Source organism: Rhodovulum sp. ES.010, from assembly GCF_900142935.1.
Classification (GTDB): domain Bacteria; phylum Pseudomonadota; class Alphaproteobacteria; order Rhodobacterales; family Rhodobacteraceae; genus Rhodovulum.
In genome coordinates this window covers 3,292,012-3,306,536 of sequence record NZ_FSRS01000001.1, presented here as the reverse complement: position 1 = coordinate 3,306,536, position 14,525 = coordinate 3,292,012, and the positions used below count along the sequence as shown (strand labels likewise).

Below are 14,525 nucleotides of genomic sequence, written 5' to 3'. Positions count from 1 at the left end.
GCAGCGCGCGCGGGTTCTCTCAACGTGCCGGACAGCCTAAAGGCCACGGCCACGATGTAAAGCCCCGGTCAGGCGGGCGTCATCAACCCCATTGCCGCCCCGGTGGGGTCGCGCAGGATCGCGATCCGGCCGATATGGGGAATGTCGAAGGGCGCGCGGATCGCCTCGCCGCCGCGGGCGAGCGTTTCCTCGACGGCGCGGTCCACGTCCTTGACCGCGAAATAGCTGAACCAGTGGGGCGGCAGGTCCTCGGTGCCGGGCAGGTCGTTCAGGTCCATCACGCCGACCACCGGCTGGTCGCCGCGGCTGCCGACGTGATAGGCCGCTCCGCCCATCGGGAACGGCTCGAAATGCCAGCCGCAGATGGCGCGGTAGTATTTCAGTGCGCCGGGCACGTCCCGGGTCATGAGTTCGGTCCACCAGACCTTGCCGTGATGTTGCGACATGCGGGCCTCTCCTTTGCTGTCGTGGCCATGTTAACCCTGTTCTGTGACATGCTAAAGCGTGCGTGGCCTTTCCGCCCCCGCGCGGCTGTGCGAGTGTCTTTGTGGAGGGAGGAGTCCATGGCGATCACGACCTGCATCTTCGATGCCTACGGCACGCTCTTCGACGTCGCCGCCGCGGCGCGCGAGGCGGCGGCCGAGCCGGGCAACGAGGGGCTGGCCGAAATCTGGCCGGGGCTGGCCCAGGACTGGCGGCGCAAGCAGCTGGAATACAGCTGGCTGCGCGCGATCACCGGGGCGCATGCGGATTTCTGGCAGGTCACGGGCGACGGGCTGGACTGGGCGATGGAGGCGGCGGGGCTGGCGGGCGACGAGGGGCTGCGGGCGCGGCTGCTGGCGCTTTACCGCGAGTTGTCCGCCTATCCGGAGGTGCCCGAGGTCCTTTCGGCGCTGAAGCAATCGGGCAAGGGCACGGCGATCCTGTCGAACGGGGCGCCGGGGATGCTGGCCGACGCGGTCGCCTCGGCGGGGATCGGGGCGCTGCTCGACGACGTGCTGTCGGTGGAATCGGTGGGCGTGTTCAAGCCCGCGCGGAAGGTCTACGACCTGGTCGGCGCGCGCTTCGGGGCGGCGCCGGGCGAGGTGCTGTTCGTGTCCTCGAACGGCTGGGACGCGGCGGCGGCGGCGGGCTACGGCTTCGTCACCGCCTGGGTGAACCGCGCGGGCGCGCCAGTCGAGCGGATGCCCTGGCGGCCGGCGCACATGCTGGACGACCTGACCGGCATCCCGGCGCTGGCGGAGGCCGGGTGATGAAGCGTTTCGCCGCCGATGACGGGTTGCGGCTGGCCTATGACGACCGGGGCGAGGGCACGCCGCTTCTGTGCCTTGCCGGGCTCACCCGCAACATGGACGATTTCGAACCGGTGGTGGAGCGCTTCGCCGAGCGCGCCCGGATCATCCGGCTGGACACGCGGGGGCGGGGGGGCTCGGACCACGATCCCGATTTCATGAACTACAACCTGATCCGCGAGGGGCGCGACGCGCTGAACCTGCTGGATCACCTGGGGCTGGCGCGCGCCGCGATCCTCGGCACCTCGCGCGGCGGGCTAATCGCGATGACGCTGGCCGCCGGCCACCGGGACCGGCTGTCGGGCATCTGCCTGAACGATATCGGGCCGATGATCGACCCCAAGGGGATGGGCTATATCATGAGCTATCTGGGCCGCCGGCCCGGGCTGGCTGATCACGACGCGGCGGCCGAAAAGCTGCAGGCGAAGATGGCCGAAGGCTTCCCCGGCGTCTCGCGCGCGCAGTGGCGCGCCGTTTCGCGGCGCTGCTGGGACGAGGCGGAGGACGGGCTGGCGCTGCGCTACGACCCGCGGCTGAGGAACGCGGTGGCCGAGGCCTCGGCCACCGGGGCGATGCCCGATCTCTGGCCACTTTTCGACGCGCTGAAGGGGCTGCCGCTCGCGCTGATCCGGGGCGCGAATTCCGACATCCTGTCCCCCGGGACCGCGGCCGAGATGCGCCGGCGGCGGCCGGACATGATCTATGCCGAGGTGGCCGACCGGGGCCATGTGCCGTTTCTCGACGAGCCCGAGTCGGTGGCGGCGATCGCGGCGTTCCTGGAGCGGCTGGAATGACCATCGAGGCGGCGGAACGCGCCCGGGGCGAGGCCGGCGTGACCATCGACATGATCGAGGCCGCCGCCGAGCGGCTGCGGGGCGAGGCGCTGGTCTCGCCGCTTTTGTCCTCGCCCGCGCTCGACCGGATCGCCGGGCGCCGCGTGCTGGTCAAGGCCGAATGCCTGCAGGAAACAGGCAGCTTCAAGCTGCGCGGCGGCTGGGCGGCGCTCTCGGCGATGGCGCCCGAGGCCCGTGCGCAGGGCGTGATCGCGGTCTCGTCGGGCAACCACGCGCAGGGCGTGGCGCGCGCAGCTGCGCGGTTCGGGGTGCCGGCGGTGATCGTGATGCCGTCCGATGCGCCGCGCGGAAAGATCGAGGCGACAAGGGCCTGGGGCGCCGAAATCGTGCCCTATGACCGCGCGACCGGGGACCGCGACGCGCTGGTGGCGGCGCTTGCGGCGGAACGCGGGCTGACGCTGGTCAGGCCCTTCGACGATCCGCAGGTGATCGCGGGCCAGGGCACGGTGGGGCTGGAACTGGCCGCACAGGCGGCAGCGGCCGGGGTCGAACGGGCCGAGGTGCTGATCCCCTGCGGCGGCGGCGGGCTGACCGCGGGCGTGGCGCTCGCGCTGGCGGCACGGGCGCCGGGGCTGACCGCCCGGCCGGTGGAGCCCGAGGGCTTCGACGATACCGCGCGCTCGCTGGCCGCGGGGCGGATCGTGAGCAACGCGGCGCGGGCGGGATCGATCTGCGACGCGATCCTGACCCCGCAGCCGGGCGCGCTGACCTTCCCGATCATGGCGCGGCTGTGCGGGCCGGGGCTGGCAGTCGGCGAAGACGCCGCGCTCCGCGCGATGGCGGCGGCGTTCGCGCATCTGAGGCTCGTGCTGGAACCGGGCGGCGCGGTCGCGCTGGCCGCCGCGCTGTTCGATCCGCAGGCGGCAAGCGGCGACACGGTCATCGCTATCGCCTCAGGCGGGAATGTCGGCGCCGGGACCTTCCGGATGGCCCTCGACCGGGCCGGAGACGCCCCGTGACGACTTTCAGAATCGCGACATTCAACACCCAGAACCTGATTGGCCCCGACGAGGACTATTCGCGCTTCGAACGTTATTCTGCAGAGGATTACGCGGCGAAGCGCGACTGGATCGCCGGGCAGATCGACCGGATGAAACCCGATATCGTGGGCTTCCAGGAGATCGTCGAACCCGACCCGCTGCGCGAGATCATCGCGGCGGCGGACGCGCGGGGCACCGGCGGCGCGCCACCCTATGCCGAGGCCGACCTCGCCTTTGCCCCGAACCTCGCCGATTCCGAGCCCGGCGGGCGGCGCCCTGGGCTGGCCGTGCTGTCGCGCTTCGGCTTCGAGGGCGAGCCGCAATCGATCCAGATGCTCGACCCGCCGCTGGAGATCCCGTTTCTTCACCTCGGTGGGGGAGATGCGGGCAGTTACCGGCTCAACCGCGTGACCCGCCCGATCCTCAAGGTCCGCATACCGGTGGGGGGGCACATCCTCACCGTTTTCAACGTGCACCTGAAATCGCGCATGGGCGAGTTCGTCCGGCCGAAGGAGATGCACTACTCGCCGGAAATCGACCTACTTAACTACGATGCCGCGGGCCGGGCGATGGGGGTGCTGCGCGCCTCGGTGCGGCGGATGGCCGAGGCCTGGGTGCTGCGCAAGCTGGTGGTGGACGAGTTGGAGGCCGGGCACCCGGTCATCGTGCTCGGCGATCTCAACGCTACGCTGCACTCGGCCACGCAGGCGATCATCGTCGGCGAACGCCCCTTCACCGACTACACTTGGCTGCGCCGACCGCAGGCGAAATCCGCAGACGACCTCTACACCGAGGCGGAGGCCGCGGCGATCCGCGAGAAGGTGGAGCGGGTGCTGCTCCACTCGGCCGAGCGCCTCTTCATCCGCAAGGCCTTGCGCGACATGGTCCACACCAATGCCTTCGGCAGCGACTTCGAATCCTTCGACGCGATCCTCCTGTCGCGCCATTTCCACCCGGACTGGCCCGACCGGATCGGCGAGATGACCCACCTTGGCGTCTACAACGACCACATCGCCGACGGCACCTACCCGGAGGCGCCCGGCAATATCCGCGCCTCGGACCACGGCCAGATCATGGCGCATATCCGGCTGCTCTGATTGACGCCCCGCGCCGCGCGGGCCATTGTCGCGCGGGGGGAGGACGGCATGCGCACGCAGGTCTGCATCATCGGGGGCGGCCCGTCGGGCCTGCTGCTTGCGCAGCTTCTTCACAACGACGGAATCGACAGCGTCGTGCTGGAAAAGCGCGACCGTGCCCATGTGCTGGCGCGGATCCGGGCGGGCGTGCTGGAACAGGGCAGCGTCGAGCTGCTGCGCCGGGCGGGTGTGGGCGCGCGGATGGACCGCGAGGGGTTCGTCCATGCGGGCACGTTTCTCGCGGCCGCCAATCGCGGCTTCCGGATCGACTTCGAGGCCCGCGTCGGCAAGTCGGTCATGGTCTATGGCCAGACCGAGGTCACGCAGGATCTTTACGACGCACGCGACGCCGCGGGCGGCACCGTGATCGACCGGGCCGACCGGGTGACGCCCTGGGGGCTCGACAGCAAGGCGCCCGCCGTGACCTATCTGCGGGACGGGCGCGAGCACCGCGTGACCTGCGATTTCGTCGTCGGCTGCGACGGGTTCCACGGGGTCAGCCGAACCTGTATTCCCCCGGACGTGCTGCGCGAATTCGAACGGGTCTATCCGTTCGGCTGGCTCGGCGTCCTGTCCGAGACCCCGCCCGTGGCCGAGGAGCTGATCTACGCCAACCACCCGCGCGGCTTTGCGCTCTGCTCGATGCGCAACGCAGGCCTCAGCCGCTATTACTTGCAGGTGCCGCTGAGCGAGCCCGTCGATGCCTGGTCCGATCACGCCTTTTGGGACGAGCTGAAACGACGCATCCCCGAGGATGCGGCCGACCGGCTGGTCACTGGCCCCGCGGTCGAGAAATCCATCGCGCCGCTCAGGTCCTACGTGGCCGAACCGATGCGCTGGGGCCGGCTGTTTCTGGTTGGCGATGCGGCGCATATCGTCCCGCCCACCGGGGCCAAGGGGCTGAACCTCGCCTTTTCCGACGTGCATTACCTGCACGAGGGGCTGGCCGCGCACTACCGCGACGGGTCGGATGCGGCGCTGGGCAGCTATTCGGACCGCGCACTGGCGCGGGTCTGGAAATGCGAACGCTTTTCCTGGTCGATGACGCAAATGCTGCACCGCTTTCCCGACCAGACGCCGTTCGACCAGCGGATGCAGGAAAGCGAACTGGCCTGGCTGGAGACATCGGTTGCGGCGCAGACCGCGCTGGCCGAGAATTACGTCGGGCTGCCCTATTGAGGAGGACGGGCATGAAGATCGCCGATCTGGGCGACGTGGCGCTGCATTACCGCGAGGACGGCGACCCGGACGGCGCGCCGGTGGTGTTCTCGAATTCGCTGGGCTGCGATCTGCGGCTCTGGGACGAGGTGGTGGCGCTGATGCCCGGGGGCGTGCGCGCGATCCGCTACGACAAGCGCGGCCACGGGTTGTCGGCCTGCCCGCGGGGGCCTTACGCGATGGGCACGCTGGTTTCCGACGCCGAGCGGCTCCTCGATTTTCTCGGCGTATCGGACTGCGTCTTCGTCGGGCTCTCGATCGGCGGGCTGATCGCGCAGGGGCTGTCGGTCAAGCGGCTGGACCTTGTGCGCGGCATGGTGATCTCGAACACCGCGGCCAAGATCGGCACCCGCGAGATGTGGGAAGACCGTATCGCGGCGGTGCGAGAAGGGGGCATCGAGGCGCTGGCCGACGGCACGATGGAGCGCTGGTTCTCGCGCCCGTTCCGCGAAAGCCCCGATTGCGCGCTCTGGCGCAACATGCTGATCCGCCAGCCGGTCGAGGGCTACCTGGGCTGTTGCGCGGCGATTTCGGGGACGGATTTCTATACGCCGACCTCTGGACTGACCCTGCCGACGCTGGCCATCGCAGGGAGCGAGGACGGTTCGACCCCGCCCGACCTCGTGCGCGAGACGGCGGCGCTGATCAAGGGATCGCGGTTCCACCTGATCCGGGGCGCGGGGCACCTGCCCTGCGTCGAGAAACCCGGCGAATATGCCGAGGTTCTGGGCAGTTTCCTGAAGGAGATCGGCCATGTCTGACCTGTTCGACACCGGCGACGCCACACGCCGCCGCACCTTGGGCGACGCGCATGTGAACCGCTCGCGCCGGGGCGACGCGGTGCTCGACCCGCCCTTCGTGGAACTGATCACCGAGGCCGCTTGGGGCCGCGTCTGGTCGCGCGACACGATCCCGCCGCGCGAACGCTCGATGCTGACCGTGGCGCTCCTGGCGGGGCTCGGGAACCACGATGAGTTGCGGCTGCACCTGAGGGCCTGCGCCAACACGGGCGCGACCAAGGAGGACATCCTGGAGGTGATGCTGCATGTCGCGATCTATGCCGGGGTGCCGCGGGCCAATTCGGCGATCCGGATCGCTCGCGAGGTCTTCGCCGAGCTGGAGGCGGGCGATGGATAGGGGCGCGCTTTACCCGCGCGACCGGGGCTGGCACCCGCCGGCCTATACGCCCGGCTACAAGACCTCGATGACCCGGGCGCCGTCGCGGCCCCTGGTGGCGATGGGCTCGACTCTCAGCGAGGAGACCGGGCCGGTCTTCGGCCGCGACATGCTGGGGGCGCGCGACAACGACCTCGTGCTGAACTTCACCGGCGAGCCGGCCATCGGCGAACGCATCGTCGTGCATGGGCGGGTGCTGGACGAGAACGCGCGGCCCGTGCCCGGCGTGCTGATCGAGATCTGGCAGGCCAATGCGGGCGGGCGCTACCGGCATCTGAACGACGGCTATCTCGCGCCGCTCGACCCGAATTTCGGTGGCTGCGGGCGGACCGTCACCGGGGAGGATGGGACTTACGAATTTCGAACGATCCGGCCCGGCGCCTACCCGTGGCCGAACAAGGTGAACGACTGGCGCCCGATGCACATCCATTTCTCGATCTTCGGCACGGGCTTCGGCCAGCGGCTGATCACCCAGATGTATTTCGAGGGCGACCCGCTGATCGCCCGCTGTCCCATCGCGAACACGCTCGCACCGGAGGCACGCGACGCGCTGGTGGCGCCGCTCGACATGCACCGGGCGATCCCGATGGACGCACTGGCCTACCACTTCGACATCGTGCTACGCGGCCGCCGCCAGACCTTTTTCGAGAACCGCGCCGAGGGGCTGTGATGCAGAACCTGCCCTATCTGAAGGAAACGCCGTCGCAGACCGCGGGGCCTTACGTCCATATCGGGCTGACCCCCAACCTCTTGAGAACAGGGGTTTACCCGGGCGGCCTGGGCGCCGCGCCGATCCGCGAGGGCGCGCGGGGCGAGCGCATCACGCTCACCGGTACGGTCACGGATGGCGCGGGGATGGTGCTGCGCGACGTGCTTCTGGAAAGCTGGCAGGCGGATGCGGACGGGATCTACCCCGGCGATCCGCGTGGCCCGGCGGACCCGAACGTGACCGGCTGGGCGCGAATGGCGGCGGATTTCGAGAGCGGCGAATGGCGGCTGGAGACGATCAAGCCGGGCCGCGCGCCGGCCCCGGACGGGCGGATGATGGCGCCGCATATCGCGCTCTGGATCGTGGCGCGCGGGATCAATACCGGCTTGCAGACGCGGATCTATTTCGAGGACGAGGAAGAGGCCAATGCCGCCTGCCCCGTTCTTGCACGAATCGAACATCGCGCGCGGATCGAGACGCTGCTGGCCCGACGCATCGACGCGGGCGCGTACCGGTTCGACATCCGCCTGCAGGGCGACGGCGAGACCGTCTTTTTCGATCTCTGATGGCCCGCGCGCTGCTGACCCACGGGGCCTGGGGCCAGGCGAAAGCCTGGGGCGAGCTTCCTGCCCGCCTGTGCGCGCTGGGCCATGACGCGGCAGCGATCGACCTGCCGGGCCACGGCGCGGATCCGACACCGCCCGAAACCGTGGGGCTGGAGGACTATGCCGCCCGCATCGTCGCGGAGTTGGAACGCGGCCCGCCCGCGGCGCTGATCGGTCATTCGATGGGCGGCATGGCGATCTCGGCCGCGGCGGAGGCCGCGCCCGAGCGCGTCACGCGGCTGATCTATGTCGCGGCCTTCCTGCCGCGGGACGGCGACAGCCTGGTCTCGCTCAAGTCGCGCGAGCCGGCGACGATCCAGGTGGCGGTGCGCGCGGGGCCTGCCAAGGGGACGACGGTGCTGGACCCGAGCCTGGCCGACGAAATCCTTTGCCACGACGCCTCGGCCGCGCAGCGGGAGGCGGCGCTGACGCTGCTAGGCCCGCAGCCGAGCAAGGCGCAGGTCGACCCGCTTGCCTTGACCGCCGAGCGCTTCGGCCGGGTCCCGCGCCACTACATCCTGTGCCGCGCCGACCGGACCGTGACCCCCGAGTTGCAGCGCGCCATGGCGACCGAAACGTCCTGCGCCACGCTGGACGAACTGCCCACCGGGCATCTGCCGCAACTGACCGCGCCCGAGGCGCTGGCCAGCCTGATCCACCGCACCCTGACCGGAGAGACATGACCAAGCCCTGCATCATCTGCGTCGCCATCACCGGCTCCGTCCCCCGCAAGGAGGACAACGCCGCCGTCCCGATCTCGATCGCCGAACAAGTGGAAAGCGTGCATGAGAGCTTCGAGGCGGGGGCGTCCATCGCCCATTGCCACGTGCGCAACGAGGACCAGACGCCGACCTCGAACCCCGACCGTTTCGCCCGGCTGATGGACGGCATCCGCGCGCATTGCCCCGGCATGATCGTTCAGCTCTCGACCGGGGGACGGTCGGGCGCGGGCAAGGAGCGGGGCGGGATGCTGCCGCTGAGGCCCGACATGGCCTCGCTGTCCGTCGGATCGAACAATTTCCCCACACGGGTCTACGAGAATCCGCCTGATCTGGTAGATTGGCTGGCTTCGGAAATGCAGAAATACGATGTGAAGCCGGAAATCGAGGCGTTCGACCTCAGCCATATCTTCCAGGCGGTGAAGATGAGTGCGGACGGGCGGTTGAGGCGGCCGCTTTACGTGCAGTTCGTGATGGGGGTGAAGAACGCGATGCCGGCGGACAGGCCCAGCTTCGAGTTCTACGTCGAGACGCTGGCGCGGATCGCGCCGGACGCGGAATGGTGCGGTGCGGGTATCGGGCGGCACCAGATCGAGGTGAACGAATGGGCGATCGCCGCCGGGGGCCACACCCGCACCGGGCTGGAAGACAACGTGCGGTGGGACCGCGAGACGCTGGCGCCGTCGAACGCGGCGCTGGTGCGGCGTGCGGTGGAAATGTGCGAAAAGTACAAGCGCCCCGTCGCCACCTGCGCCCAGGCGCGAGAGATTCTCGGCCTGGGGGCCGCCTGATGGCCGTCAGCCCGTTCGACAGCGCGCTTTACCGCGGGCTTTTCCACGATGAAGAGGTCGGGAAACTGTTCACCGACAGCGCGGAAGTGCGCGCCATGCTGCTGGTCGAAGGCGCCCTGGCGAAGGTGCAGGGGCAGCTGGGGGTGATTCCCGAGGTTTCGGGTGCTTTCATCCACCGCGCGGCGATGGAATTCCAGCTCGACCCCGCCGGCATGGCCGCTGAGACGGGGAAGAACGCGGTGCCGGTGCCCGCGCTGGTCGCCGCCTTCCGCAAGGCGATGGAGGCGCCGGAACATGCGCAATACGTGCATTGGGGCGCCACCAGCCAGGACATCGTGGATACCGCCTTGGTGCTGCGGCTGCGCCAGGCGATCACGATCCTGGAGGGGCGGCTGCGCGGCGTGATCCGCGCGCTGGGGGCGCAGGCCGAGACCAATGCGGACCTGCCGATGGCCGCGCGGACGCTGGCACAGGTGGCCACGCCGACCTCGTTCGGGGCGGTGGTGGCGGGCTGGGGCTGGCCCCTGATCCGGCACCTTGACCGGCTGGCGGCGCTGAAGCTGCGGCTGCTGCGCGTCAGCCTTTTCGGCGCGGCCGGCACGCTGTCGGCGATGGGGCCGCAGGGGCCGGAGGTGCGCAAAGGGCTGGCCGAGGCGCTGGGGCTGGGGAATGCGGGCGATCCCTGGCATGCGGCGCGCGACGGCGTTGCCGAGTTGTCGGGCTGGCTGACGGGCGTGGCCGGTTCGCTGGCCAAGACGGGCGAGGATTTGGTTCTGATGGCGCAAAGCGAGGTGGGCGAGGTGCGGCTGGGCGTTGGCGGTGCCTCCTCCACCCTGCCGCACAAACAGAACCCGGTCGATCCCCTGCTCCTGACGTCGCTGGCGCGCCACCTGGCGGGGCTGGACGCCAATATCCAGGGCGCGGCGGCGCACCGGCAGCAGCGCGACGCGGCGGCCTGGATGGTTGAGTGGCTGGCGCTGCCCGAGATCGTGATGGGTGCGGGGCGCGCGCTGACGGTGGCCGAGGCGTTGGTGCCCCGGATCGCACCGCTGCCGGATGCCATGGCACGCAACATCGACGGCGGGCTGGGGCTGGCCTATGCGGAAGCCCTGAGTTTCGCGCTGGCCGACCGTATGCCGCGCCCGGAGGCCAAGGCGGCGGTGGAGGCGCTCTGCCGCGAGGCGATGGACGCCGGCCGGCCGCTGGCCGATCTGGCCGCGCGCGATTGGCCGGGCACCGACTGGGCCGCGCATTTCACCCCGGCGGCGCAGATGGGCGAAGCGCCGGCACATGCGCGCCGCTTCGCGACGGCCGCGATTGGAGTTTGAACGCGCCCCTCTCAACGGCTAAGCCTTTGATGACCGGAAGCCTGCGGACGCCCCATGACCGAGCCCAGCAATCGCCTGCCGATCCTCTTCATCCTGATCACGCTGGTGCTCGACGCGATCGGGATCGGGCTGATCCTGCCGGTGATGCCCGAACTGATCCGCGACGTGGAGGGCGTGGGCGTCTCGGATGCCGCGGTCTGGGGCGGCATCCTGATGACCAGTTTCGCGGTGATGCAGTTCCTCTGCGGGCCGCTGATCGGCAACCTGTCGGACCGGTTCGGGCGGCGGCCGGTGCTGCTGATCTCGCTGGCCACGATGGCGCTCGACTACGTCGTGATGGCGGTGGCGGGGTCGATCTGGCTGCTTCTGGCCGCGCGCATCGTCGGCGGGGTCACCGCCTCGACCCAGGCGACCGCTAGCGCGTTCCTGGCCGACATCTCGCCGCCCGAGCAGAAGGCCGCGCGCTTCGGCATGGTGGGGGCGGCCTTCGGGGTCGGGTTCGTGATCGGGCCGATCATCGGCGGGCTGCTTGGTGAGCTTGGCCCCCGCGCGCCGTTCTGGGCGGCTGCGGCGCTCGCCACCGCGAACCTGGTCTTCGGCTGGCTGGTGCTGCCCGAAACGGTGACCGACCGCATCCGCCGCCGGTTCGAATGGCGACGGGCCAATCCCCTCGGCGCGTTCCGGCAGATGAGCCTGTTGCCCGGGGTGCGGCCGCTCCTGCTGCTGTTCTTCCTCTACGAGTTCGCAATGTTCATCTATCCCGCGATCTGGGCCTATTTCACCCAGTATCGCTTCGGCTGGACGCCGGGGATGATCGGGGCCTCGCTGGCGATGTTCGGGATCGGGGTGGCCGCGGTGCAGGGCGGGCTGATCCGGGTGATCCTGCGCACCCTCGGCGAGCGGAACACCGTCTGGTACGGGCTAACCTACAATTTCTTCGCCTTCCTCGTGATCGGCTTTCTCGACAATTCCACGGCCATCCTCGTTCTGACCCCGGCGCTGGCCCTGGGCGCCGTCGTGACCCCGGCGATCCTCGGCATCATGTCCAAGGCCGCGGGCGACGACCAGCAAGGGGAGTTGCAGGGCGTGGTCAGTTCCACGCGGTCCGTCGCGATGGTGCTCTCGCCCCTGGTGATGACGCAGCTCTTCGCCCTGTTCACGGGCGACGGTGCCCCTGCGAACGTGCCCGGCGCCCCCTTCGTGCTGGCTGCGGCAACGATGGTCGTCTGCGCCCTTGTCTTTACCGCGCGCCGGCCGGCCGGCGCGCCCGCCTGACCGCCCCAGAGCCCCCATGAGAACCATTCACGCCGCCGTCTGCCACGAATTCGGAGCCCCGCTGACCATCGAGGAAGTGCAACTGCGCGCGCCCCACGCGGGCGAGGTCGAAGTGGACCTTGCCGCCTGCGCGGTCTGCCATTCCGACATCTCGCTGGCCGAGGGCGCCTGGGGCGGCACCTTACCCGCGGTCTATGGGCACGAAGCCGCGGGGCGCGTGCGCAGCATCGGCGACGGCGTGCATGACCTCGCGGCCGGCGACCCGGTGATCGTGACGCTGATCCGTGCCTGCGGGACCTGCGCAAGCTGCGGCAGCGGTCGGCCTTCGCTCTGCCAGGTGCGACCCTACGAGGACGCAGGCCCCCTGCGCACCGCCGAGGGGGGCATCCTGAAACAGGGGCTGGATTGCGGCGCCTTCGCCGAGGCGGTCGTCGTCCATCACAGCCAGGTGGCAAAGGTCCCGCGGAACATGCCGCTGGAGGTGGCCTGCCTGCTGTCCTGCGGGGTCATCACCGGCATGGGTGCGGCGATCAACACGGCTCGTATCCGTCCGGGCGAGGTCGCGGTGGTGATCGGCGCGGGCGGCGTCGGTTTGAACGCGATCCAGGGCGCACGGCTGGCCGGCGCGGCGCGCGTCATCGCGGTGGACATGTTGCCCGACAAGCTGGAAAGCGCGCGAGCGTTCGGCGCGACCGACACGGTATTGGCGACCGAGGAGAAGCCATGGCGCCGCGTGCGCAAGATCGCGGGGCGGGGCGCGGACGCGGTGCTGGTCACTGTGGGCGCGGCCCCGGCCTACGATACCGCCCCCCGGTATCTGGGCGCCGGCGGGCGTCTCGTCATGGTGGGCATGACCCATTCGGGCCAGACGGCGCGATACGAGCCGGTGGTGGCGGCGCTGACCGGCCAGGCCATGCTTGGCTCGATGATGGGCGACACCGTGCTGGCACGGGATATCCCTTGGATCGTGGATCTATATGCGCAGGGGCGCGTCAAGCTCGACGAGCTGGTTTCGGGGCGCTGGACGCTCGACCGGATCAACGAGGCCATCGCCGATACCGCGACCGGCGCGGCGCGGCGCAACGTGATCCTATTCTGATGCGGCTGGCCGACCTCGAAATCTTCGTCATCGCGCCCCCCGCGCCGGGTTGGGGCGGCCGTTACTGGATCGTGGTGAAGCTGACCACCGCTTGCGGTATTGTCGGCTACGGGGAATGCTATGCGACCTCGGTCGGCCCGGACGCGATGCGGGCGGTCATCGCGGACGTATTCGCCCGCCACATGGCGGGCGAGAGCCCGGAAAACGTGGAATGGATGTTCCGCCGGGCCTATTCGTCCGGGTTCACCCAGCGGCCCGACCCGACGGTGATGGGCGCCTTCTCTGGGCTGGAGATCGCCTGTTGGGACATCCTCGGCAAGGCGCGGGACCGGCCCGTCTGGGCCATGCTCGGCGGCCGCGTCAACGAACGCATCCGGTGCTATTCCTACCTCTATCCCCTGCCCCGGCACGATCCCGATGCCTTCTGGACCTCGCCGGACATGGCGGCGGAGGCCGCGGCCGATTCGGTGCGCCGCGGTTACACGGCGGTGAAATTCGACCCGGCCGGCCCCTACACGGTGCGCGGCGGCCACCAACCCTCGCGCAGCGACATCGCCCGCTCCGAGGCGTTCTGCGCAGCTGTCGAGGACGCCATGGGCGACCGGGCGGACCTCCTGATCGGAACCCACGGGCAGTTCACCCCCGAAGGCGCGATCCGGCTGGGCCGCACCCTCGAACCCTATGATCCTCTATGGTTCGAGGAACCGGTGCCGCCCGACGACATTCCCGGCCTCGCCCGGGTCGCCCGGGCCACCTCGATCCCGGTGGCGACCGGCGAGCGACTGACGACGCTTGCCGAATTCGCCGCGGTGCTGAGAGCCGGCGCCGCCGCGATCCTGCAGCCGGCGTTGGGGCGCGCGGGCGGGCTGTGGCAGGGCGTCAAGATCGCGGCGCTGGCCCAGGCCCACGGCGCGCAGATTGCCCCGCATCTCTATGCCGGGCCGGTGGAATGGGCCGCGAACCTGCACCTCGCCGCGACGCTTCCGAACCTGCTGATCGCCGAGACCATCGAAACCCCGTTCCACGACGCGCTGATCGGCGGCGCGATCCGGGTCGAGGGCGGGCATGTCCTGCTGTCCGAGGAACCCGGCCTCGGTATCGCGGTCGACGAAGCGCTTGCGCGCGCCCATCCCTATACCGGCGACCGGCTACACCTCGAGATGCAGGACGCGCCCTGCGCCTATGATCGCGAGAACCGGTTTCGCGGCGGGGCCGCCGATTAGGCCGGTTTGCGACCAGAGCGCCTGGTTTTCGAGCAAAGGACGTGCAATGGCGCACACAAATTTGCGAATGCCTCGCATTAGCGTTGACTTTTGCGAATGCGTCGCAATATTGGGCAGGTA

Annotated in this window: 16 protein-coding genes; 15 read left to right on the top strand and 1 reads right to left on the bottom strand. The window is 69.9% G+C overall.

Annotation, left to right across the window (positions count from 1 at the left end):
* Positions 1–68 precede the first annotated feature (68 nt).
* A complete protein-coding gene (locus BUR28_RS16330; RefSeq protein WP_074221097.1) occupies positions 69–446 on the bottom strand; it encodes a VOC family protein in 378 nt (125 codons plus the stop codon).
* A 117-nt stretch (positions 447–563) separates the two neighbouring features.
* Between BUR28_RS16330 and BUR28_RS16325 the strand changes: the two genes are divergently transcribed.
* From BUR28_RS16325 to BUR28_RS16255, 15 genes are read left to right on the top strand one after another with little or no spacing between them, the layout of a single operon-like run.
* Positions 564–1,253, top strand: a complete 690-nt coding sequence (locus BUR28_RS16325; RefSeq protein WP_074221096.1) for a haloacid dehalogenase type II — start codon at positions 564–566, stop codon at positions 1,251–1,253.
* Positions 1,253–2,086, top strand: a complete 834-nt coding sequence (locus BUR28_RS16320) for an alpha/beta fold hydrolase (RefSeq protein ID WP_074221095.1) — start codon at positions 1,253–1,255, stop codon at positions 2,084–2,086. Before BUR28_RS16325 ends, BUR28_RS16320 begins: the two co-directional genes overlap by 1 nt.
* On the top strand, positions 2,083–3,105 hold the full coding sequence (locus tag BUR28_RS16315) for a threonine ammonia-lyase (protein WP_074221094.1): 1,023 nt from the start codon (positions 2,083–2,085) through the stop codon (positions 3,103–3,105). Before BUR28_RS16320 ends, BUR28_RS16315 begins: the two co-directional genes overlap by 4 nt.
* Positions 3,102–4,223, top strand: a complete 1,122-nt coding sequence (locus BUR28_RS16310; protein WP_074221093.1) for an endonuclease/exonuclease/phosphatase family protein — start codon at positions 3,102–3,104, stop codon at positions 4,221–4,223. The genes BUR28_RS16315 and BUR28_RS16310 overlap by 4 nt, the downstream gene beginning before the upstream one ends.
* Positions 4,224–4,271: 48 nt before the next feature.
* Positions 4,272–5,441 (top strand): 4-hydroxybenzoate 3-monooxygenase, encoded by a 1,170-nt coding sequence (gene pobA / locus BUR28_RS16305; RefSeq protein WP_074221092.1) that lies wholly within the window; start codon positions 4,272–4,274, stop codon positions 5,439–5,441.
* A gap of 11 nt (positions 5,442–5,452) precedes the next feature.
* The gene (gene pcaD, locus BUR28_RS16300; RefSeq protein ID WP_074221091.1) at positions 5,453–6,241 is read left to right on the top strand and encodes a 3-oxoadipate enol-lactonase; all 789 of its coding nucleotides are present in this window, start codon (positions 5,453–5,455) and stop codon (positions 6,239–6,241) included.
* The gene (gene pcaC / locus BUR28_RS16295; protein ID WP_074221090.1) at positions 6,234–6,617 is read left to right on the top strand and encodes a 4-carboxymuconolactone decarboxylase; all 384 of its coding nucleotides are present in this window, start codon (positions 6,234–6,236) and stop codon (positions 6,615–6,617) included. The genes pcaD and pcaC overlap by 8 nt, the downstream gene beginning before the upstream one ends.
* Complete coding sequence (gene pcaH, locus BUR28_RS16290; RefSeq protein ID WP_074221089.1) at positions 6,610–7,326, top strand: protocatechuate 3,4-dioxygenase subunit beta; 717 nt, start codon at positions 6,610–6,612, stop codon at positions 7,324–7,326. The genes pcaC and pcaH overlap by 8 nt, the downstream gene beginning before the upstream one ends.
* Entirely contained in the window at positions 7,326–7,931 is a 606-nt protein-coding gene (pcaG, locus tag BUR28_RS16285; RefSeq protein WP_217693531.1) for a protocatechuate 3,4-dioxygenase subunit alpha, read from the top strand. Before pcaH ends, pcaG begins: the two co-directional genes overlap by 1 nt.
* Complete coding sequence (locus tag BUR28_RS16280) at positions 7,931–8,653, top strand: alpha/beta fold hydrolase (protein WP_074221087.1); 723 nt, start codon at positions 7,931–7,933, stop codon at positions 8,651–8,653. Before pcaG ends, BUR28_RS16280 begins: the two co-directional genes overlap by 1 nt.
* Positions 8,650–9,480: a 3-oxoadipate:acetyl-CoA acetyltransferase gene (locus tag BUR28_RS16275; RefSeq protein WP_074221086.1), complete on the top strand. Its 831-nt coding sequence runs from the start codon at positions 8,650–8,652 to the stop codon at positions 9,478–9,480. The genes BUR28_RS16280 and BUR28_RS16275 overlap by 4 nt, the downstream gene beginning before the upstream one ends.
* Complete coding sequence (locus tag BUR28_RS16270; protein ID WP_074221085.1) at positions 9,480–10,808, top strand: class-II fumarase/aspartase family protein; 1,329 nt, start codon at positions 9,480–9,482, stop codon at positions 10,806–10,808. The genes BUR28_RS16275 and BUR28_RS16270 overlap by 1 nt, the downstream gene beginning before the upstream one ends.
* A 54-nt stretch (positions 10,809–10,862) precedes the next feature.
* The gene (locus tag BUR28_RS16265) at positions 10,863–12,083 is read left to right on the top strand and encodes a TCR/Tet family MFS transporter (RefSeq protein ID WP_074221084.1); all 1,221 of its coding nucleotides are present in this window, start codon (positions 10,863–10,865) and stop codon (positions 12,081–12,083) included.
* A 16-nt stretch (positions 12,084–12,099) separates the two neighbouring features.
* Positions 12,100–13,182 (top strand): Zn-dependent alcohol dehydrogenase, encoded by a 1,083-nt coding sequence (locus BUR28_RS16260; RefSeq protein WP_074221083.1) that lies wholly within the window; start codon positions 12,100–12,102, stop codon positions 13,180–13,182.
* Positions 13,182–14,405: a mandelate racemase/muconate lactonizing enzyme family protein gene (locus BUR28_RS16255; protein WP_074221082.1), complete on the top strand. Its 1,224-nt coding sequence runs from the start codon at positions 13,182–13,184 to the stop codon at positions 14,403–14,405. Before BUR28_RS16260 ends, BUR28_RS16255 begins: the two co-directional genes overlap by 1 nt.
* Positions 14,406–14,525 lie beyond the last annotated feature (120 nt).

Excerpts from the sequence above, each read along its gene's own strand:
- BUR28_RS16330 (WP_074221097.1), bottom strand. The coding sequence starts at position 446 with ATGTCGCAACATCACGGCAAGGTCTGGTGGACCGAACTCATGACCCGG.
- BUR28_RS16325 (WP_074221096.1), top strand. The coding sequence starts at position 564 with ATGGCGATCACGACCTGCATCTTCGATGCCTACGGCACGCTCTTCGAC.
- BUR28_RS16320 (WP_074221095.1), top strand. The coding sequence starts at position 1,253 with ATGAAGCGTTTCGCCGCCGATGACGGGTTGCGGCTGGCCTATGACGAC.
- BUR28_RS16315 (WP_074221094.1), top strand. The coding sequence starts at position 2,083 with ATGACCATCGAGGCGGCGGAACGCGCCCGGGGCGAGGCCGGCGTGACC.
- pobA (WP_074221092.1), top strand. The coding sequence starts at position 4,272 with ATGCGCACGCAGGTCTGCATCATCGGGGGCGGCCCGTCGGGCCTGCTG.
- pcaD (WP_074221091.1), top strand. The coding sequence starts at position 5,453 with ATGAAGATCGCCGATCTGGGCGACGTGGCGCTGCATTACCGCGAGGAC.
- pcaC (WP_074221090.1), top strand. The coding sequence starts at position 6,234 with ATGTCTGACCTGTTCGACACCGGCGACGCCACACGCCGCCGCACCTTG.
- pcaH (WP_074221089.1), top strand. The coding sequence starts at position 6,610 with ATGGATAGGGGCGCGCTTTACCCGCGCGACCGGGGCTGGCACCCGCCG.
- pcaG (WP_217693531.1), top strand. The coding sequence starts at position 7,326 with ATGCAGAACCTGCCCTATCTGAAGGAAACGCCGTCGCAGACCGCGGGG.
- BUR28_RS16280 (WP_074221087.1), top strand. The coding sequence starts at position 7,931 with ATGGCCCGCGCGCTGCTGACCCACGGGGCCTGGGGCCAGGCGAAAGCC.
- BUR28_RS16275 (WP_074221086.1), top strand. The coding sequence starts at position 8,650 with ATGACCAAGCCCTGCATCATCTGCGTCGCCATCACCGGCTCCGTCCCC.
- BUR28_RS16270 (WP_074221085.1), top strand. The coding sequence starts at position 9,480 with ATGGCCGTCAGCCCGTTCGACAGCGCGCTTTACCGCGGGCTTTTCCAC.
- BUR28_RS16265 (WP_074221084.1), top strand. The coding sequence starts at position 10,863 with ATGACCGAGCCCAGCAATCGCCTGCCGATCCTCTTCATCCTGATCACG.
- BUR28_RS16260 (WP_074221083.1), top strand. The coding sequence starts at position 12,100 with ATGAGAACCATTCACGCCGCCGTCTGCCACGAATTCGGAGCCCCGCTG.
- BUR28_RS16255 (WP_074221082.1), top strand. The coding sequence starts at position 13,182 with ATGCGGCTGGCCGACCTCGAAATCTTCGTCATCGCGCCCCCCGCGCCG.